At 63.0% G+C, this 18210-nt stretch carries 19 protein-coding genes; 3 read left to right on the plus strand and 16 right to left on the minus strand.

Going from position 1 to position 18210, the window contains the following annotated elements; genetic code table 11:
• Positions 1 to 344: 344 nt before the first annotated feature.
• The 6 genes from dxs to IHQ72_RS29590 all read right to left on the minus strand — a co-directional run bounded on the left by dxs (position 345) and on the right by IHQ72_RS29590 (position 5757).
• Positions 345 to 2258, minus strand: coding sequence for a 1-deoxy-D-xylulose-5-phosphate synthase (gene dxs, locus IHQ72_RS29565; protein WP_258119040.1), 1914 nt, complete (start codon positions 2256 to 2258; stop codon positions 345 to 347).
• Between the two features lie 133 nt (positions 2259 to 2391).
• Positions 2392 to 3312: a pirin family protein gene (locus tag IHQ72_RS29570; RefSeq protein ID WP_258119041.1), complete on the minus strand. Its 921-nt coding sequence runs from the start codon at positions 3310 to 3312 to the stop codon at positions 2392 to 2394.
• Positions 3313 to 3352: 40 nt separating this feature from the next.
• Positions 3353 to 3619, minus strand: coding sequence for a DUF2277 domain-containing protein (locus IHQ72_RS29575; RefSeq protein ID WP_123147057.1), 267 nt, complete (start codon positions 3617 to 3619; stop codon positions 3353 to 3355).
• A gap of 108 nt (positions 3620 to 3727) precedes the next feature.
• Positions 3728 to 3979, minus strand: a complete 252-nt coding sequence (locus IHQ72_RS29580; protein WP_258119043.1) for an exodeoxyribonuclease VII small subunit — start codon at positions 3977 to 3979, stop codon at positions 3728 to 3730.
• A gap of 3 nt (positions 3980 to 3982) precedes the next feature.
• The gene (locus IHQ72_RS29585; protein ID WP_258123976.1) at positions 3983 to 4909 is read right to left on the minus strand and encodes a histone deacetylase family protein; all 927 of its coding nucleotides are present in this window, start codon (positions 4907 to 4909) and stop codon (positions 3983 to 3985) included.
• 203 nt (positions 4910 to 5112) lie between these two features.
• On the minus strand, positions 5113 to 5757 hold the full coding sequence (locus tag IHQ72_RS29590) for a TetR/AcrR family transcriptional regulator (protein WP_258119044.1): 645 nt from the start codon (positions 5755 to 5757) through the stop codon (positions 5113 to 5115).
• 119 nt (positions 5758 to 5876) lie between these two features.
• Here IHQ72_RS29590 and IHQ72_RS29595 point away from each other — a divergent pair, with 119 nt between their 5' ends.
• On the plus strand, positions 5877 to 7100 hold the full coding sequence (locus IHQ72_RS29595; protein WP_258119045.1) for an MFS transporter: 1224 nt from the start codon (positions 5877 to 5879) through the stop codon (positions 7098 to 7100).
• Between the two features lie 83 nt (positions 7101 to 7183).
• Here the strand turns inward: IHQ72_RS29595 and IHQ72_RS29600 are convergent, their stop codons facing one another.
• From IHQ72_RS29600 to aroC, 7 genes are all read right to left on the minus strand, one after another.
• Positions 7184 to 7606, minus strand: a complete 423-nt coding sequence (locus tag IHQ72_RS29600; RefSeq protein WP_258119047.1) for a (R)-mandelonitrile lyase — start codon at positions 7604 to 7606, stop codon at positions 7184 to 7186.
• Positions 7563 to 8411 carry a carboxymuconolactone decarboxylase family protein gene (locus tag IHQ72_RS29605; RefSeq protein ID WP_258119049.1) on the minus strand — a complete coding sequence of 283 codons (849 nt, stop codon included), beginning with the start codon at positions 8409 to 8411 and terminating at the stop codon, positions 7563 to 7565. Before IHQ72_RS29605 ends, IHQ72_RS29600 begins: the two co-directional genes overlap by 44 nt.
• 179 nt (positions 8412 to 8590) lie before the next feature.
• Positions 8591 to 10783 carry an aldehyde oxidoreductase molybdenum-binding subunit PaoC gene (gene paoC, locus IHQ72_RS29610; protein WP_258119051.1) on the minus strand — a complete coding sequence of 731 codons (2193 nt, stop codon included), beginning with the start codon at positions 10781 to 10783 and terminating at the stop codon, positions 8591 to 8593.
• Positions 10784 to 10786: 3 nt separating this feature from the next.
• Positions 10787 to 11737, minus strand: coding sequence for an FAD binding domain-containing protein (locus tag IHQ72_RS29615; RefSeq protein WP_258119053.1), 951 nt, complete (start codon positions 11735 to 11737; stop codon positions 10787 to 10789).
• On the minus strand, positions 11734 to 12381 hold the full coding sequence (gene paoA / locus IHQ72_RS29620) for an aldehyde dehydrogenase iron-sulfur subunit PaoA (RefSeq protein ID WP_258123977.1): 648 nt from the start codon (positions 12379 to 12381) through the stop codon (positions 11734 to 11736). Before paoA ends, IHQ72_RS29615 begins: the two co-directional genes overlap by 4 nt.
• A gap of 517 nt (positions 12382 to 12898) precedes the next feature.
• Complete coding sequence (gene ribB, locus IHQ72_RS29625; RefSeq protein WP_258119055.1) at positions 12899 to 13999, minus strand: 3,4-dihydroxy-2-butanone-4-phosphate synthase; 1101 nt, start codon at positions 13997 to 13999, stop codon at positions 12899 to 12901.
• Positions 14000 to 14095: 96 nt separating this feature from the next.
• A complete protein-coding gene (gene aroC, locus IHQ72_RS29630) occupies positions 14096 to 15205 on the minus strand; it encodes a chorismate synthase (RefSeq protein WP_258119056.1) in 1110 nt (369 codons plus the stop codon).
• 278 nt (positions 15206 to 15483) lie between these two features.
• On the opposite strand from aroC, the gene IHQ72_RS29635 reads away from it, so the two are divergent.
• Positions 15484 to 15747 (plus strand): DUF1344 domain-containing protein, encoded by a 264-nt coding sequence (locus IHQ72_RS29635; RefSeq protein ID WP_258123978.1) that lies wholly within the window; start codon positions 15484 to 15486, stop codon positions 15745 to 15747.
• Here IHQ72_RS29635 and IHQ72_RS29640 read toward each other — a convergent pair.
• The 3 genes from IHQ72_RS29640 to IHQ72_RS29650 are packed head-to-tail and all read right to left on the minus strand — an operon-like array spanning position 15736 to position 16767.
• Positions 15736 to 15996, minus strand: a complete 261-nt coding sequence (locus IHQ72_RS29640; protein WP_258119057.1) for an aldo/keto reductase — start codon at positions 15994 to 15996, stop codon at positions 15736 to 15738. The two genes, IHQ72_RS29635 and IHQ72_RS29640, sit on opposite strands and share 12 nt — an antisense overlap.
• Before the next feature lie 35 nt (positions 15997 to 16031).
• Complete coding sequence (locus IHQ72_RS29645) at positions 16032 to 16484, minus strand: VOC family protein (protein WP_258119060.1); 453 nt, start codon at positions 16482 to 16484, stop codon at positions 16032 to 16034.
• Between the two features lie 25 nt (positions 16485 to 16509).
• On the minus strand, positions 16510 to 16767 hold the full coding sequence (locus tag IHQ72_RS29650) for a hypothetical protein (protein ID WP_258119062.1): 258 nt from the start codon (positions 16765 to 16767) through the stop codon (positions 16510 to 16512).
• A 143-nt stretch (positions 16768 to 16910) separates the two neighbouring features.
• On the opposite strand from IHQ72_RS29650, the gene gcvA reads away from it, so the two are divergent.
• The gene (gcvA, locus tag IHQ72_RS29655) at positions 16911 to 17837 is read left to right on the plus strand and encodes a transcriptional regulator GcvA (protein WP_258119063.1); all 927 of its coding nucleotides are present in this window, start codon (positions 16911 to 16913) and stop codon (positions 17835 to 17837) included.
• Positions 17838 to 18210: the final 373 nt, after the last annotated feature.

Genomic DNA, 18210 nt, shown 5'->3' on the forward strand with positions numbered 1-18210 from the left:
TCACCCGCGCACGCAAATTTTAGATCGCACGTGGGTATTCCCGGAGCCCAAGCTGATGAATTGATATGAGGATGTCGAATGTCCGCTCTTCCACAGCTGCCCTGGAATCGCTTTCGCTAATGTCCGTTTCTGGCGCTGGTCGCTCATTTCCAGTCGACAATCGAACGGCACGAAACCACCCATTTCTGCTCTTCACACGCGGTACCAAGCGTCAGGATTTCACTCTGCTTCTGAGAAGATTGGCCGCGAGACCAGAGACACCGTAGGCGAATGCCAAATGACAACGCAAACAGTCAGCTACGACCGCGCGTCGGGAAGCTTATTCAAGCCGTTGAGACTTTGATTCAGGCGCTTTGCGCGCTGGCGGTGTGTCCCAGCGCCACGAAGACGGTGCGCACGATACCGGCGGCATCAAGCCCGGCGTCGGCGTACATCTTTTCGGGCTTGGCGTGATCGACAAAAGTGTCGGGCAACACGAGCGGGCGTACCTTCAGGCCGTTTTCCAGCAGCCCTTCATGGGCCAGGAATTGCAGCACATGGCTGGCGAAGCCACCGACCGCGCCCTCTTCCACCGTTACCAGCACCTCATGCGAGCGCGCCAGCCGCCGGATCAGGTCCTCGTCGAGCGGCTTGGCGAAACGAGCATCGGCGACCGTGGTGGAAAGCCCTGCCGCGCCGAGCTCCTCGGCCGCAGCCAGGCAATCCTGCAGCCGCGTGCCGAAGGAAAGCAGCGCAACCTTGGTGCCCTCCTTGACGATACGGCCCTTGCCGATTTCGAGAACCGAGCCACGCTCCGGCAAGTCGACGCCGACGCCGTTGCCGCGCGGGTAGCGGAAGGCAATGGGGCCTTCATCATAGCTTGCCGCCGTGCGCACCATGTGGCGCAGTTCAGCCTCGTCCGCCGCGGCCATGACGACGAAACCGGGCAGCGTCGCCAAAAAAGTCGTATCGAAGGCGCCGCAATGGGTCGCCCCGTCGGCACCGACGAAGCCGGCGCGATCGATCGGAAAGCGCACCGGCAGTTTCTGGATCGCCACGTCGTGGACGACCTGGTCGTAGGCGCGCTGCAGGAAGGTCGAATAGATCGCCGCGAAAGGTTTGAAGCCTTCCGTGGCAAGGCCGGCGGCAAAAGTCACCGCGTGTTGCTCGGCGATACCGACATCGAAGGTCCTCGACGGGAACGCCTCGCCGAAGAGGTCGAGGCCGGTGCCGTTCGGCATGGCGGCGGTGATGGCGACGATGCGATCATCTTCCCGGCCTTCCTGGATCAGGCTTTCGGCAAAGACTTTCGTGTAGCTCGGCGCGTTGGCCGGCGCCTTGGCCTGCGCGCCGGTGATGACGTCGAATTTGTTGACGCCGTGATATTTGTCGGCGGCCGCCTCGGCCGGCCCATAGCCCTTGCCCTTCTGGGTCACGACGTGGATCAGCACCGGACCGTCGGCATTGTCGCGGACGTTCTTCAGCACCGGGATCAGGTGCTCGAGATTGTGACCGTCGATCGGGCCGATGTGATAAAAACCCATTTCCTCGAACAGCGTGCCGCCGGTGACATAGCCGCGCGCATGCTCGACCGCCCGCTTGATGGCGCGATCGGCGCGCTCGCCGAGATAGGAGGTCAGTTTCTTGCCGAAATCGCGCAAGCCCAGATAGGCCTTGCCCGACGCCAGGCGGGCCAGATAGGCGCTCATTGCGCCGGTCGGCGGAGCGATCGACATGTCGTTGTCGTTGAGGATGACGATCAGACGGGCATCGAGCGCGCCGGCATTGTTCATCGCCTCATAAGCCATGCCGGCCGACATGGCGCCGTCGCCGATAACGGCGATGACATTGTTGCGGCCACCGGAGAGATCGCGGGCCATTGCCATTCCGAGGCCGGCGGAAATGGAGGTCGAGGAGTGGGCGGCGCCGAACGGATCGTATTCGCTCTCGGCGCGCTGGGTGAAGCCGGACAGGCCGCCCTCTTGCCGCAGCGTGCGGATACGGTCGCGGCGGCCGGTCAGGATCTTGTGCGGATAGGCCTGGTGACCGACATCCCAGATCAGCCGGTCGTCTGGCGTGTTGAAGACATAGTGCAATGCGACCGTCAGTTCGACCACGCCAAGGCCAGCACCGAGATGTCCGCCGGTGTGGGACACGGCGTCGATCAACTCGGTGCGAAGCTCCAATGCCAACTGCGGCAGATCACGTTCGTCAAGCGTCCTGAGGTCGGCCGGGATGCGGACCTTGTCGAGAAGGGGCGTATGGAGCTTTGCGTTCACTGGTGGTAGGGCCTGCTTTTTATTCACGTGCGAAATAGGCCGCTGGCCGGCGAATGTAAATGCGTGTGAGTGACGCGGGCCAGATTCAAAGTGTTAAGGTTTCCTTTGCGTGTCCAAAACCGCGCGCGGCGCTCTAATTGTCCGGCAGAGGAATGAACTCTTCTTCATCCCCAGGAACGATATCGAAGCGGCCTGTCTTCCACTCTTCTTTGGCCTGTTCGATGCGTTCCTTCGACGATGACACGAAATTCCACCAGATGTAGCGCTTGGAGCCGAGTGAGGCGCCGCCGAACAGCATGAAATGCGCTCCACCCTCCGAGGATACGACAATCTCGTCGCCGGGCCGAAACACCAGCAGCCGCTCTGCCGCAAAGCGGTCACCGGATATCGAAACCTCGCCTTCCAACGTATAGACGGCGCGCTCCTCGGCATCGGCAGGGATTTTCACGCTGGCGCCGGATGTCAGGCTGAGATCGGCATAGAGCGTGTCGGAGGCGGTCCCGACCGGAGATCGCAGTCCGGAAAACGCGCCGATGACGATGCGTCCGCTGACGCCTTCGGCGTCGATCTCGGGCAGACGCATGGCCGCCGTATTCTCGAAGATCGGGTCGACCTCCTCCTTGTCATCGGGCAGCGCCAGCCATGTCTGCAGGCCGGAAACCGACATCGGCGCGCCGCGCAGTTCCTGTGGCGTACGCTCGGAATGGACGATACCGCGGCCGGCGGTCATCAAATTCACGTCGCCGGGCTGGATTACCATTTCGGTGCCGAGCGAATCGCGATGCCTGATCTTGCCGTCGAACAGGTAAGTCACCGTCGACAGGCCGATATGCGGATGCGGACGGACGTCGAGCGCCTGGCCGGCCCGCAAAATCGCCGGGCCCATGCGATCGAAGAAGATGAAGGGACCGACCAGCCGGCGCCTGGCGGTCGGCAAGGCACGGCGAACCTGAAAGCCGCCAATATCCTTGGCGTTCGGAATAACCATCAGTTCGATCTGGTCGCTGGCGAAGGCGTCACCGGGCAGAGGGTCGTTTCCGGGAAAGAAGCTCACGAAACCTCCTTGTCAGCGGCAATGCACGGTTGCCATCAAATCAGGCGAAACGGATCGCCGCTTTTGCGCGCGCCTTGGCCGCGACTTCCTCGCGACTGCGCGGATGGTGCGTGGTTTCGAGAGAATCGAGAAGCTCGCGAGCCGACGCAGCGATAGCATCGACGGCATGATCGAAGGCGTCCTGATTTCGCTTCGAGGGCCGCGTCGATCCGCTCAGCTTGCGGACGAACTGAAGAGCCGCGTCGCGGATTTCCTCATTCGTCGCCGGTGGATCAAAATTGAACAGGGTCTTGATGTTTCTGCACATCGCTTTTCTGGACCTCCGTGTCTCGCTTTTATGCTTGTTTGAGCATGATCTTGTCCGAAAACCGATTCCCACTTTCGCTAAGGCGGACCTTCGGTTCGGGATCATGCATTACTCCGCGTCCAGCGGCTCTGTCCCCACAGGCTTGCCGTCGCGCGAAAGCCTGATCTTTTCGACCTTGTCCTCGGCCGCCTTGAGCAGCCGATCGCAATGTACCTTCAGTGCCTCACCGCGCTCATAAATGCGGATCGACTGATCGAGCGGCACGTCGCCGCGCTCCAGATCATCGACGATTTTCTCCAGCGCGTCGAGCGCCTGCTCGAAGCTCATTGCCTTGACGTCTTCGTTGCTCTCACCAGCCATTCTCTATCCTTTCATCAGTCGCCCGACATGGGCGGCGACCGAAAATGCCAATCCCTGCAGATCGTAGCCGCCCTCGAGCAGGCTGACGAGCCGGTTGTCGCTGTGACGACCGGCGCGCTGCATCAGCTGGCCGGTTGCCCAGTCGAAATCGTCCTCGGTCAAGTTGATCTCGGCCAGCGGATCGCGGTGATGCGCGTCGAAGCCGGCGGAAATTATGATGAGGTCGGGCGCGAAATTGTCGAGCGCCGGCAAGATGCGCGACAGGAAAGCGTCGCGGAAAACCTCGCTGCCGGTCTGCGGCGCCAGCGGCGCGTTGACGATGTTGCCGGCGCCGGTTTCGCTCACGGCCCCGGTTCCGGGATAAAGCGGCATCTGGTGCGTCGAGCAATAGAGCACCGACGGATCGTCCCAGAAAATATCCTGCGTGCCATTGCCGTGATGCACGTCCCAGTCGACGATGGCAACGCGCTCGGCCTGGTGCTGCCTTTGCGCGTAGCGCGCCGCGATCGCCGCGGTGTTGAACAGACAGAAGCCCATGGAGGTCGTCTTTTCGGCGTGGTGGCCGGGCGGGCGGGCGGCGACAAAGACATTGGCGACGTTGCCCCGAAAGACATCGTCGACGGCGGCATTGGCGGCGCCGATCGCCGTCACGGCCGCCTGCCAGCTTTTCGGGCTGGCGGTGGTGTCGGCGTCGACGCGAGCGATACCGGTGTCCGGTATCGCTGCGCGGACCCGTTCGACGAATTCCTGCGGGTGTGCGTAGAGGATGGTGGCCTCGTCGCCTTCCGGCGCCTCGGCACGATCAAGGGCCGCAAAAGCCTCGTCGTCGAGCACGCGTTCGATGGCGCGCAGGCGGTCCGGCCGCTCCGGATGACCGGGCGGCGTTACGTGCTCGAGAAAGATCGGGTGGGTATAAAGCCTTGTGACCATGGCCCCGATATAGGCGCACATGGCCGCTTTGACCATGTTTTGGCGCCACCAAAGCCGGACGTTCAACAGGGTTTAGCAGTTGGGGCCAGCGCGAACGGCCGAGCGAGGCCAGCGCCCTCTCCTTGAGTTGCGTGAGGTTCGAGAGCACCTCGGCCGGTCCCATTCGGGTCGGGCACCTGGCCTTCGACGGTCTCGACACAGACTCAGGCCAGCGATTTGTCAATCTCAGCCGGTGCTTGCGGACTGTCAATCCTGCGGCCTTGCTTGAGCAATCCCTCCAGAAGCACGTTGAAGGCCTTCACCGCCTTTTTCGACGTCGCTTCGGGATCCTCCGAATTTGCGATCCACTGCGCGGCATGTAGCGAGGCGCCACTGACCAACCTTGCTGCGGCTTCGGGATCAACGGCAACGATGGTTCCCTCGTCCCTCAGCTTTTGAAGGTTCTCGCTCATCGAGCGGATGCATTCGTTCTGGCTCGGCCATTGCGAAGGATCGCCGAGCACCGCCGGTCCATCGCGAAGGACAGTACGCTGGATCTCCGGCTCCAGCGCCATCTCGATATAAGCGGTGCATTCGTCGACAAAGCCCTGCCAGAGAGTGTCCGCCCTGGCCGAAACGATCTTCAGCCGGGCCAACATTTCCGCGTCGATCTCGGCGATGACCGCCTGGAGAAGGCCCTTCTTATCGCCGAAGTGATGATAAAGCGCGCCACGCGTCAGCCCGGCCGATGCGGTGAAGTCGTCCATCGACGCCTCGGCATAGCCGACAGTGCCAAAGGCATGGCGCGCCGCCGCGACCAGTTTGGCGCGGGTCTCCGCGATCATCTCCTTGCGTGGTTTGTGCCCCATTCGCTCATTCCTTCACATACGTCTCGTATATTAATTGACATACGCGTCGTATGTCATTATCTGATTTGCATACGCCACGTATATAAGTGGCTCGGCCTCAAAAATCCAGGAGTGTTCTCATGCCCAATCCCTATCGCGAAATCTTCAAGGCAAGGGGAGCCAAGGGCTTCGCCGCAGCCGGCTTCGTTGCCAGGATGCCGATGGCCATGGCTCCGATCGGGATCGTCGCGATGCTGTCGCAGACGCACGGCGAATACTGGCTGGCCGGCGCCGTCTCCGCGACATATGCGCTGGCCAATGCTTTCGTCGCGCCGCAGATATCGCGGCTGGTGGACCGCCTCGGCCAAGCGCGGATTGTGATGCCCACCACTGTCATTTCCGCGCTCGCTTTCGTAGTGCTGATTGCGGCGGCCAATCAGGACTGGCCGATATGGACACTGTTCGTGTCAGCGCTGCTGGCCGCCGCAATGCCCAGCATCCCCGCAATGGTGCGCGCGCGCTGGACAGAGCTCTTCCGAGATCGCCCCGAGATGAACACCGCGTTCGCCTTCGAGTCGGCGGCGGACGAGCTGGTCTACATCGCCGGGGCTTCGCTATCGGTGGGACTGAGCGTCGCCCTTTTCCCGGAAGCGGGAATGTTGGCGAGCACATTGTTCCTCGCCTTCGGCTCGACAGCCTTCATCCTGCAGCGCTCGACCGAGCCGCGAGTGCGACCGGTGGAAATTGGTTCGCGCAGCTCGGCAATCCGCCTGCGGCCGGTCCAAATCATCACCTTGGCCCTGATCTTCATCGGCGCGACCTTCGCAACCACGGAGGTGAGCACCGTGGCGATCACCAAGGAGCTCGGCCAGCCGGGCGCCGCCAGCCTCGTCATCGGCGTCTACGCCCTCGGATCGTTTGTCGTCGGCATCATCATCGGCGCCCTGAACCTGAAAACACCGCTGCAAATTCAGCTTGCCATCGCGATCGCCATCATCGCGCTGACCACGCTGCCGCTGCTCGTCGCCGACACGGTGCCTCTTCTGGCACTGGCCGTCTTCGTTAGCGGCGTGGCGATCTCGCCGACCTTCATCACGGCATTCGGCCTGATCGAGCGGCGCGTGCCGGAGGCGATGCTGACCGAGGGCGTCACCTGGGTCATGACCGGCATAGGCATCGGCATGGCGCTCGGCTCCTTCGCCGCCGGATGGGTGGTGGACGCCTTCGGCGCACAGAGCGGGTTCCTGGTGTCGGTGGCGGCGGGCGCCATCGCGCTGGTCATCGTGCTCGCCGGCCAACGCAGCCTTGCCACGGCGGATTGCGATACCTCCGCATGCGACGCAGCCGCGGTTCCTGCTGAATAGTCTCTATGCGTCCGGTCCCAAGCGGGGGCCGGACGTCCTCCTTTCGAAAACGTATACTGCTGCCCGCCTCTGATGCGACGCCCCTAAGGGCCGACACGGCGATCGGCGGCTTCGGGGCCGCGGGCATACTGGTCGTCCGTCACCTGCTCCATCCAGGTGACGGCACTGCCATTGAGGGACTCCGCCACAGCCACGTGGGTCATGGAGGCCCCCTTCGAGGCGCCATGCCAGTGGCGGACATTTGGCGGGATATTCACCACATCCCCAGGCCTCACCTCCTCGATCGGCCCGCCTTCGCTTTGTACCCAGCCACAGCCCGAGGTGACGATCAGCGTCTGGCCAAGCGGATGCGTATGCCAGGCTGTGCGCGCACCCGGCTCGAAGCTCACTGTCGCCCCGCCGACCCGCGCCGGCTCCTGGGCTTGAAACCGCGACTCGACCCGCACGGAGCCGGTGAAGTTTTCAGGTGATCCCGTTGCCGCGGCCCCCGCATCGTATCTCTGCACAGTAAGCGCGCCGGCGCGGGTTTCCGCTTCCCGTGGCGCAGCGGCTTCGCGAGCCCTCGAAGACCGCGCGCAGAACCGGCACCGCCGACATTGCATTGGGCCAGCCGGCATAATAGGCCAGATGCGTCGGAACCTCCGCGACCTCGGTTCGTGTCAGGCCATTGTCCATCCCGCGACTTAGATGGAAAGGCAGTTGCTCGGCTTTGCCGGTCGCGATGAGCCCGGCGATGGTGACAAGGCTGCGGTCGCGCGCCGAGAGTTGCGGTCGCCGCCAGAGATGGCCGAAGAGCACCCGGTTTGTGTATTCCGCGAGCGCCGGAACGACCGGGCCGGCCGACGTAGCGACGCTCGCCGCTCTTGCGGCCTCGGAAGCCGGATCGAGTTCCAGTGGCTGCCCCGCCTCGGCCGCAGCCGGCTCGATGCCACGCTTATCGAAGACCTCCTTTGTCGCGTTGACGGCGGAAATGGCATTCGGCCAACCGGAGTAGAAGGCGAGATGGGTGATGATCTCGCCGATCTCGCTCGGGGTGACGCCGTTGTCGAGCGCCCGGCCGACATGCCCGCCCACCTGCGCAATCCGACCCGACGCAATCAGGGCCGAGACCGTGACGATGCTGCGATCACGAGGCTTGAGCTCGTCGCGCAGCCAGACATCGCCGAACAGCAGGTCATCCGTATAATCTCCGAGTCCAGGCGCCACGATATAAACGTCCGGCGGTGCGATCCGGCCTGCGGGCCGCTCCTGCGCCTCGCCGACAGAGGCGGCGAGCGAAGAGATCATGAGGGAAGCCGCGAGTTTCTTCATGAGGAGATTCTCCATTCCTGATCCAGATTTGCATTCGAAGACGAGCGCTCTTGAATGCCCGCTCGTGGTCGCCAGGCGCTTGGTGGCGCGCAACGGAAGAAGGGCCCCGCGAGGAAGAGTGCGCGCGCGAGGCGTAAGGAGCGGGAAGGATGGTTGCTCCCCGCGAGCGACAGCAACGCTTATATCTCGGGCAAACCCGAAAGCAGCTTGCCGAGTGTGATCGGATAGTCGCGCACGCGCACGCCGGTGGCGTTGTAGATCGCGTTGGCGATGGCTGCGCCGACCCCGCAGAGGCCGAGCTCGCCGACGCCCTTGGCCTTCATTGGCGACGAAATCGGATCGGTCTCGTCGAGGAAGATCACCTCCTGGTGCGGGATGTCGGCATGGACCGGCACCTCATAGCCGGCGAGATCATGGTTGACGAAGAAGCCGTGACGCTTGTCGACCGCAAGCTCCTCCATCAGCGCCGCGCCGACGCCCATGGTCATGGCGCCGATGACTTGGCTGCGCGCCGATTTGGGATTGAGGATACGACCGGCCGCGCAAACCGCGAGCATCCGCCTCACGCGGATCTCCCCGGTTGCAGCGTCGACACCCACTTCAACGAAGTGAGCAGCAAAGGTCGATTGCTGGTACTGTTTGGCGAGGTCGCCATATTCGATCGCGTCCTCGGCGACGAGGCCTGCTTCGCCTGCAGCCTCGGCGAGCGAAACGCTGCGATTGCCCAAGCGGACATTGCCATCCTCAAAGACGGCCTCGGCAGTGTTAAATCCAAGCTTTTGCGTCACCGCCTCGCGTAGCTTGACGCATGCTGCATAAACGCCTGATGTCGAGTTGTTGGCGCCCCATTGCCCACCCGAGCCGGCCGAAACCGGGAAGCTCGAGTCGCCAAGCCGCACCACCACCTTGTCGAGCGGCACGCCCATCATCTCCGCCGCCGTCTGGGCGATGATCGTGTAGCTGCCGGTGCCGATGTCGGTCATGTCGGTCTCGACCGTCACGATGCCGCTGTTGTCGAGACGAACGCGCGCCGCAGACGTCGCCAGAAGGTTGTTGCGAAAACCCGCGGCGACACCCACGCCAATCAGCCAGCGCCCCTCGCGGACCCGGCCGGTCTGGACGTCGCGCGTCTTCCAGCCGAAGCGTTCGGCGCCGATGCGCAGGCACTCGACCAGCTGGCGCTGCGAGAACCGGCGACCCGGGTTCGAAGGATCGACCTGGGCGTCGTTGAGAATACGGAACTCGATCGGATCGATATCGAGCTTTTCCGCCATCTCGTCCATCGCGATCTCCAGCGCCATCAAGCCCGGCGCTTCGCCCGGCGCACGCATCGCATTGCCTTCGGGCAGATCGAGCACAGCAAGCCGCGTGGCGGTCATGCGGTTGGCGCCGGCATAGAGCAAGCTGGTCTGCTGAACCGCATTTTCTGGCCCGCCGCCGGGCAGGTCGCCAGACCAGCTTTCATGACCGATCGCGGTGATCTTGCCGTCCGGGGTCGCGCCAATGCGGATACGCTGGATCGTTGCCGGTCGATGCGTGGTGTTGTTGAACATGAAAGGTCGCGCAAGCGCCACCTTCACCGGCCGCCGGGCGGCGCGTGCGCCAAGGGCTGCAAGCACCGCATCGGATCGCACGAACAGCTTGCCGCCAAAGCCACCGCCGATGAACGGCGAGATAAGCCGGATATTCTCCTTGGGGATGCCCAGCGTCTTGGCCATGTCCCCCGTACTCCAGGCGATCATCTGGTTCGAGGTCCAAAGCGTGAGCTTGTCCCCGTCCCAGGCGGCGATCGATGCATGCGGCTCCATCATCGCGTGCCCTTGATCGGGCGTGGCGTAGGTCGCATCAAGCTGGACCGGCGCACTGGCAAAGGCGCCGGCGAAGTCGCCGACCGCGGTAGCAGGAGTGGCCTCCGGCACGACCGCGGAACCCTTGGCGCTCGCGAGGTCGAACGCGCCCTGGGCCCGAATATAGTCGACGCGGAGCGACTGCGCCGCGGCGCGCGCCCGTTCGAACGTCTCGGCGACGACAAGCGCGACCGCCTGATGATAATGCTGGATGTCGGGGCCGCCGAGCAGCTTGGCTGTGTTCCAGTCACCCTTGCCGAGTTTGCCGGCGTTATCAGCCGTGACGATGGCCAGCACGCCTGGCGCGGCCTTGGCATCGGTCAGATCGATCGAGGCGATCCGGCCCTTGGCGATGGCCGAGCCGACCACATAGCCATAGGCCTGGTTGGGTACGACATCGTGCCACTCATAGGCATAGCGCGCAGTGCCTGTGGTCTTGAGCGGACCGTCGATCCGGTCGGTAGGCTTGCCGACGACCTTGAGCCGGTCGATCGGGTTGGTCGTAGCGGGGGTTTCGAATCTCATCAGTCAGCTCCTTGCTTCCGCCAGAACCGCGGCGAGCGTGCGCTCGACCAGCGGCAGCTTGAATGCATTCTCATTCGTCGGCCTGGCATCGGCGAGCAGGTGCACCGTCACGGCCTTGGCGCCGTGCGGCATCTCGATCTCAGCTGCCTCGACACGCCACGGCTTGTGCGCCACGCCGCCGAGAGCGATGTGCCCGGTGCCGTCGCGCTGCACGATTGCGCCGACCGAGACCAGTGCGAAGGCATAGGAAGCCCGGTCGCGCACCTTGTGATAGATCTGCGTTCCGCCCATCGGTCTGGGCAGCGTGACCGCGGTGATCAGCTCGCCGGGTACGAGTACGTTCTCGACATGCGGCGTGTCGCCGGGCAGCCGGTGGAATTCGGCGATGGGGATACTCCGCGCCGTGCCGTCGGGGCGCACCGTCTCCACTGTTGCATCGAGCGCCCGCATCGCCACAGCCATATCGCTCGGATGGGTTGCGATGCACACCTCGCTTGCGCCGATCACGGCATGCTGACGGCTGAACCCGCCAATCGCCGCGCATCCGCTGCCGGGCTGGCGTTTGTTGCATGGCTGGTTGGTATCGTAGAAATAGGGGCAGCGCGTGCGCTGCAGCAGGTTGCCCGCCGTGGTCGCTTTATTGCGCAGCTGGCCCGAGGCGCCGGCGAGCAGCGCACGAGAGAGCAGGCCATAGTTGCGTCGCACGCGCTCGTCCGCGGCGAGATCGGTGTTGCGCACCAGGGCGCCGATGCGCAGCCCACCCTCGGTCGTCGTTTCGATCTTGTCGAGCGCCAGGCCGTTCACATCGATCAGGTGCGTCGGCGTTTCGATTTCGAGCTTCATCAAATCGAGCAGGTTGGTACCGCCGGCAATGAACTTGGCGCCTTGCGTGCTCGCCGCTGCAGCGGCAGCTTCGGCGGGTGAGTTCGCACGCTCATAGGTGAAGGATCTCATGCCGGCCTCCCGGCGACTTCGGTTATCGCCTCGACTATGTTGGAATACGCACCGCAACGGCAGATATTGCCGCTCATCCGCTCGCGCAGCTCGCCGGCAGTTGCCTGCGGTGCCGCGGTCAGGTCTTCGCTCACATGGCTCGGAATGCCGGCCTCTATCTCGGCGAGCACCGCCACGGCGGAGCAGATCTGCCCGGGCGTGCAATAGCCGCACTGATAACCGTCATGCTTGACGAAGGCGGCCTGCATCGCGTGCAGGTTCTCCGGCGCGCCGAGCCCTTCGATGGTGGTGATGGTGTCGCCTTCGTGCATCACAGCGAGCGTCAGGCATGAATTGATTCGTTGGCCGTCGACCATCACCGTGCAAGCGCCGCACTGGCCGTGATCGCAGCCCTTCTTGGTGCCGGTGAGATGCAGGTGCTCGCGCAATGCATCGAGCAGCGTGGTCCGCGTGTCGAGGTCCAGTTCGCGGGCCTGGCCGTTCACAGTGATGGCTACTTTCGACATGGCAGGCTCGCCGACGGCAGAACGCACGTCGCGAGCTTGAGCGTTCGCCACGGATGGCGCCGCCGTCATTGCTGCGGAAGCGGCTCCTGCCATCAACAAATCCCGTCTGGTGATACTAAAGTCTGCGGAGGTCGTCATATCGCTTTTGATCCTCTTCTCTGTAAGAGCGAGCACATCAATGGCCGCTGAAGGCGTGCAGATTTTCGGCAACGTCCTGTCGGCCGTCGCGATCGGGACAGAGGTGTCCCAAGTGGAAAAGATAGTTTGAGCAGCGCTCGCGATTAGAGGCTCAATTCCGCATGCTCTTATGCATGAGCGTCATGAATGCTGGCGCGCGACTCATCATTAATAGGCGAACGTGGCAGTCAGGCAGACGTGACCATCAGAAAGATGCGGGTATCCGCGGGCCTGCCGAAATCGGCTGCGCCGCTCACTGCATCCAGCCAATTACGCAAATCGGAACTTCATGAATTGAGGAGCTTGCCGAACTGAGTCTGGCAGTTGCCGAGGAGCGCGGCTCGATGCGCGTCTAGGACTACGCTATCACCTCTACTACCCAGCCGCCCTCCGACTGTAGCCGGCAGGCACCGCGATATCGGCGCTGAGGCCGGCAAGCAGTTTCTCCGGCCAACAGGGGGACTGCGACGCGCCGCCTTTAGAGAATTTCGGTGTTGGCGATGTGGATGCCGAAACCTTCGAGGCCGACATAGTGGCGTTCGCGCGAGGCGATCAGGTTGATCGAGGAAATGCCCAGATCCTTCAAGATTTGCGCGCCAAGGCCGATCTCGCGCCATTCGCTTTCGCGGCGGCGCGCCTCTTCATGGTCCTCGCGGTCACCGGCAGCTGGCCGGTTGCGCTCCTGATGGGCGACGCCGACGGAGCCTTCGCGCAGATAGACGATGACGCCTCGCCGGCGCTCGCCCATCGATTTCATAATGCCGTCCAGCCTGTGGCTGGTACCGAAGACGTCCGTCACAACGTCCTCGGAATGCAGCCGCACCGGCACCTCCTCGCCGTCGCGGATGTCGCCGAAGACGATCGCCACATGGTGCATAGAATCCCAGGGCAGCGTGTAGGTGAAGACCTGCGCCTTGCCGCCAGGCGTGTCGATGTCAGAACAGGCGACTCGCTCGACCAGCGTTTCCTTGCGCTGGCGATAGGCGATGAGGTCGGCGACCGAAATCTGCTTCAAACCGTTCTTTTCGGCGAAGGCCTGCACCTGGGGGCCGCGCATCACGGTGCCATCATCATTGACCAGCTCGGAAATAACACCGACCGGCGGCAGGCCGGCAAGCTTGCACAAATCGACTGCTGCTTCGGTATGGCCCGAACGCATCAGCACGCCGCCTTCGCGCGCAATCAGCGGAAAGATGTGGCCGGGGCGGACGAAATCGGACGCGCCGACGTTGCCGTTGGCAAGATTGCGCACGGTCAATGTGCGGTCGTCGGCCGAAATGCCCGTCGTCGTGCCGTGCTTGAAATCGACGCTGACGGTGAAGGCGGTGGTGTGGGCCGAGTCATTGTCGGCGACCATCGGCGAAAGATTCAGGCGCTTGGCTTCCTCGCGCGGCATCGGCGTGCAGACGATGCCGGAGGTGTTGCGGACGATGAACGCCATCTTTTCCGGCGTGCAATGGACGGCGGCGACGATCAGATCGCCCTCGTTCTCGCGCCCGTCATCGTCCATGACGACGACGATTTCGCCGCGTTCGAAGGCGCGCAGGGCTTCGACGATCTTCTTCTGGTCGTAGGGCATGGACGCTCGCTAGCTAGGGGAGTAGGGGAATAGGGCAGTAAGGCAGTAGGGAAAAGGAAAAAATTTGCTGTCTCGGCGGGCGGCGTACATACTGCCCTACTGCCCTACTGCCCTTCCTGTCTGTCCCCGATGACGCAGATAGTGATCGGCGATCGCGCAGGCAACCATCGCCTCACCGATCGGCACGGCGCGGATGCCGACGCACGGGTCGTGCCGGCCCTTGGTCATGATCTCGACGTCGTTGCCGTCCTTGTCGATCGACTTTCGCGGGGTCAGGATCGACGAGGTCGGCTTGACGGCAAAGCGCGCGACAATCGCCTGGCCGGTCGAGATGCCGCCGAGGATGCCGCCCGCATTATTGGAGAGGAAGACCGGCCTGCCGTCATTGCCCATGCGCATCTCGTCGGCATTCTCTTCGCCGGTGATGTGGGCGGCCTCGAAGCCGTTACCGATCTCGACACCCTTTACGGCATTGATCGACATCAGGCCCGAGGCAATGTCCTGGTCGAGTTTGGCGTAGATCGGCGCGCCGAGGCCTGCCGGAACGCCGTCGGCGACGATCTCGATCACCGCGCCGACCGAGGAACCCGCCTTGCGGATGCCGTCAAGATACACGGTGAAGACAGCGACCGATGCCGGGTCGGGCGTGAAGAACGGATTTTCGGCATCGCCAACGAAATTCCAGTTCCAGTTGGCGCGGTCGATCGATTTCTCCCCCATCGACACCAGCGCACCGCGCACGACCATGCCGGGCACGACCTTGCGGGCCAAGGCGCCGGCCGCCACTCGCGCCGCCGTCTCACGGGCCGAAGACCGGCCGCCACCGCGATAATCGCGCAGGCCGTATTTGGCATCGTAGGTGTAATCGGCATGACCAGGCCGGTACTGGCGGGCGATCTCGCCATAGTCCTTGGAGCGCTGGTCGACATTCTCGATCAGCATCGACACCGGCGTGCCGGTGGTGATCATGGTCTCGCCGTCCTCATCCAGGATGAAGCCGGACAGGATCTTGACCTCGTCGGGTTCGCGACGCTGCGTCACAAAACGCGATTGACCCGGGCGGCGCTTGTCGAGGTCGGCCTGGATCTCAGCGCGCGTGAAGCGGATGCCGGGCGGACAGCCGTCGACCACGCAGCCGAGCGCTGGGCCATGGCTTTCGCCCCAGGTGGTGACGCGGAAAAGGTGGCCAAACGTATTGTGAGACATGAAAACCAGCCCTGCCGGCATCGGAGCCGGCTTAGCGCAAGACCCCGAAAATCGCAGCGATTTTCGGGTCATGCGCAAAATCAAAGTGCTACAGCGTCCTGCGCCCGTCCAACAGGGACGCGCGGCGCTGCAGTCTGCGTTCTATTGGCGTTTTCGGCAGTGGTCAAACTGTGATCCGGCGGATTTAGTTTTGACACATTCGGTTGGTTTCTGCTTCCCTCTATCCGTCTGTTGAACACCCGCCGCCACCGTGCCGGCGCAATGATAAGAGGACGATGATGCGTATTCTGATCGGCGCCGTTGCCGCCACATTGCTGTTTTCCACCGCCGCCTTCGCCGGCCAAACCGAAGGCTTGATCAAAGAGGTCGACAAGGACACGTTGACGCTGACACTCGACGACGGCAAATCCTACAAGCTGAATGCCGAAACCGATCTTGATGCGCTGAAACCCGGCATGGATATCGTGATCGCCTACGACGAGACAAACGGCGAGAACGTCATCACCGACATGCAATTACCGGACAGCGGTTCAGCCGAATAGAGCCTTTTCGGCTGACTTGGCAAAGTGCCATGCGGACATCGAAGAAGCGCCGAGATAGCGAGCGTCGCCGGCCTTCGCCGCGTAGGGCCTCCATCTCGACGGGCGTATCCGGTCCCAGCGATGAATCTGATAAAGATCGACATGATCGGTGCTGAGCCGGCGCAGCAAGTTGTTGATTGCGATCAGGATGGCATTAGCCAGCACGATCTCGTCGCGCGACGCGAGCTCGCGAACCAGGATGCCGGTCACTCCCTCCCAGGTGGCGGCCGAGGTGGCGTTGGTCGTCAGCCCCGGTAGGCACGCTCGAGGTCCGCGATGATGATCTTCTTCATCTTGTACATCACCTGAAGAACCCGCCCGGCTTTGTCCCTGTCGGGGTCTGCCAGCATTTGCAGCAATGCCTTGGGCGTGACCTGCCAATAGACCCCGAACTTGTCCGTCAGCCATCCGCAGGGCTTCTCCTCACCGCCCCCGGCCCTCAGCGCATCCCAATAGTAGTCGGTCTCCGCCTGGTCCTCGGTCTCCACAAGGAAGGAGAACGCCTCGTTGTACGGCGCGTGCGAGTGAGCATTGAGGGCGGCTACCGGCAGGCCCGACAGCTCGAAACGGACAACCGACAGCTCGGGATCGGGAAGATCGGTGCTTCCCAGGACCTTCGAGTCCTTAAACACGGACATGTAAAATTCCATGGCCTCTTCGGCCTGGGATTCGAACCAGAGATGGGGATAGATCTTCATGTCATTCTCCTTCAGTACTCGGAAATTATCGGCGCCGCCGTGACTGTCGCTGCCTGCGGATGATTGACCCGTCCCAGTCGCGCTCGAACCCCATGTCCTGGAGGCGATGATCCGAGAAGCTCGCAATGCGCTGCATCGTCCGGCGGTGCTGCAACCCGGCGAACAGGCGGGCGGCTTGTCCGGTGACCGCGATGCGCAGGGATTCGATTGCCGCTATGGGCAGGCGTGCAGATGCCGGTTCCAGTCGATCGAAGGCATCCAGATAAGCGTGAATGTTGCTCACAGTTATCTCCCCGTTCAGGTTTTGCGTCGTTATCGACGAAGGGTTGGAAAGAGGCGCTTTGTTGCTGCAAGGTTGCGCTGCTCCTCGCTGGACGACAACCGAATATTTGTGCAGAATATGTGACTATCACTCACAGGTATGCGATGCCGCGCAGACTTCCTCCTTTGACGGCTCTCCCGGCCTTCGACGCGGCGGCTCGTCACCTGAGCTTCACGAAAGCGGCGGCCGAGTTGAACCTGACGCATGGAGCGATCAGTCGCGCCGTCCGCAACCTGGAGGAAAGACTCGGCGTTCGGCTCTTCGAACGAGGAACGCGCTTCGTGCGCCTCACACCAGCAGGCGCCGCCTATGCAGCGGAAGTCGGCGCAGCCCTGGACCGGATCGGGGCCGCGACGATCGTCGCCACGGCGTCAAGATCGGCAGGTGTCCTCAACGTCAGCACGTCGGACGGCTTTGCCGGCCGGTGGCTTGTGCCGCGGCTCCATCGTTTCCACCGCGAGAACCGCGACATCGATGTGCGCCTCTCCACGTCGGGCGTGCACGCGGATTTCATCAGGGACGGAGTCGACATCGCGATACGCTACGGCGCGGGTGGCTATGAAGGGGTGGTGTCGGAGTTCCTGACCGAGGAGGACGTCTCTCCTGTCTGCAATCCGGAGTTGCTGCAGGGAGAACATCCGCTGCGCCAGCCCAGCGACCTTAGACACCACAGGCTTATCCACCATGATTTCCGCATCGACTGGGCTATGTGGCTGCAGCGCGCCGGCCTCGACGATATCGATCCCAATGGTGGCGTGAGGTTCGACTCCGCCGCCTATGCTGTCGAGGCGGCTGTGCAGGGCGAAGGTGTGCTGCTGGGCAGGAGCGCGCTCGTCTCTGCCGATCTGGCAGCCGGGCGACTGGTGCGCCCCTTTGATCTAGCGCTGGAGTCGAGGTGGAAATACTACGTCGTCTATCCGGATGGGGCACTGCGGCAGAGGAAGGTCAAGGCGTTCCGCGATTGGCTGTTTAGCGAAATGGCGGCCAGCCAGAAGGACGCGCAACAGACCCCGCGGGCGCGCCAAGCTTGAAGCGACGGCGCAACCGAGCGCCGTTGAATTTTCGCACTGCCCGGCAAGTGGTTTGACGTCGGAATCGCAGCGTTCAACATGACCTTGGCCTTGCACAGGCCCGTGTACCCACCACGCTAAAGCTTTAGCAGTGCGACTTGCGGTCATTCAGTTTGGGCGGTGCTGGCTATTCTCGCGAGCAACGCGACCAGCTCCGGCTGGCGATGGGTCTCGGTTTTGGCGAAGACGGCTTTCAGCTGATTCCTGGCGGTTTCGTAAGTGACACCCAACTCATCCGCGACGGCCTTCTCTGCGCCCGATGAGACCCGGCGAGCCAGTCTCGCCTTGGCAGGGGTCAGCCCGCTCGCCTTAATGCATGTCGCGCAAAAGTGTG

The sequence above is a fragment of the Mesorhizobium onobrychidis genome (assembly GCF_024707545.1).
GTDB lineage: Bacteria > Pseudomonadota > Alphaproteobacteria > Rhizobiales > Rhizobiaceae > Mesorhizobium > Mesorhizobium onobrychidis.

Coding starts and splice junctions, on each gene's coding strand:
- IHQ72_RS29615 (WP_258119053.1), bottom strand. CDS start 11,737: ATGAGATCCTTCACCTATGAGCGTGCGAACTCACCCGCCGAAGCTGCC.
- IHQ72_RS29635 (WP_258123978.1), top strand. CDS start 15,484: ATGCGTATTCTGATCGGCGCCGTTGCCGCCACATTGCTGTTTTCCACC.
- paoA (WP_258123977.1), bottom strand. CDS start 12,381: ATGACGACCTCCGCAGACTTTAGTATCACCAGACGGGATTTGTTGATG.
- IHQ72_RS29645 (WP_258119060.1), bottom strand. CDS start 16,484: ATGAAGATCTATCCCCATCTCTGGTTCGAATCCCAGGCCGAAGAGGCC.
- IHQ72_RS29605 (WP_258119049.1), bottom strand. CDS start 8,411: ATGAAGAAACTCGCGGCTTCCCTCATGATCTCTTCGCTCGCCGCCTCT.
- aroC (WP_258119056.1), bottom strand. CDS start 15,205: ATGTCTCACAATACGTTTGGCCACCTTTTCCGCGTCACCACCTGGGGC.
- IHQ72_RS29580 (WP_258119043.1), bottom strand. CDS start 3,979: ATGGCTGGTGAGAGCAACGAAGACGTCAAGGCAATGAGCTTCGAGCAG.
- IHQ72_RS29590 (WP_258119044.1), bottom strand. CDS start 5,757: ATGGGGCACAAACCACGCAAGGAGATGATCGCGGAGACCCGCGCCAAA.
- gcvA (WP_258119063.1), top strand. CDS start 16,911: ATGCCGCGCAGACTTCCTCCTTTGACGGCTCTCCCGGCCTTCGACGCG.
- IHQ72_RS29575 (WP_123147057.1), bottom strand. CDS start 3,619: ATGTGCAGAAACATCAAGACCCTGTTCAATTTTGATCCACCGGCGACG.
- IHQ72_RS29595 (WP_258119045.1), top strand. CDS start 5,877: ATGCCCAATCCCTATCGCGAAATCTTCAAGGCAAGGGGAGCCAAGGGC.
- ribB (WP_258119055.1), bottom strand. CDS start 13,999: ATGCCCTACGACCAGAAGAAGATCGTCGAAGCCCTGCGCGCCTTCGAA.
- paoC (WP_258119051.1), bottom strand. CDS start 10,783: ATGAGATTCGAAACCCCCGCTACGACCAACCCGATCGACCGGCTCAAG.
- IHQ72_RS29585 (WP_258123976.1), bottom strand. CDS start 4,909: ATGGTCACAAGGCTTTATACCCACCCGATCTTTCTCGAGCACGTAACG.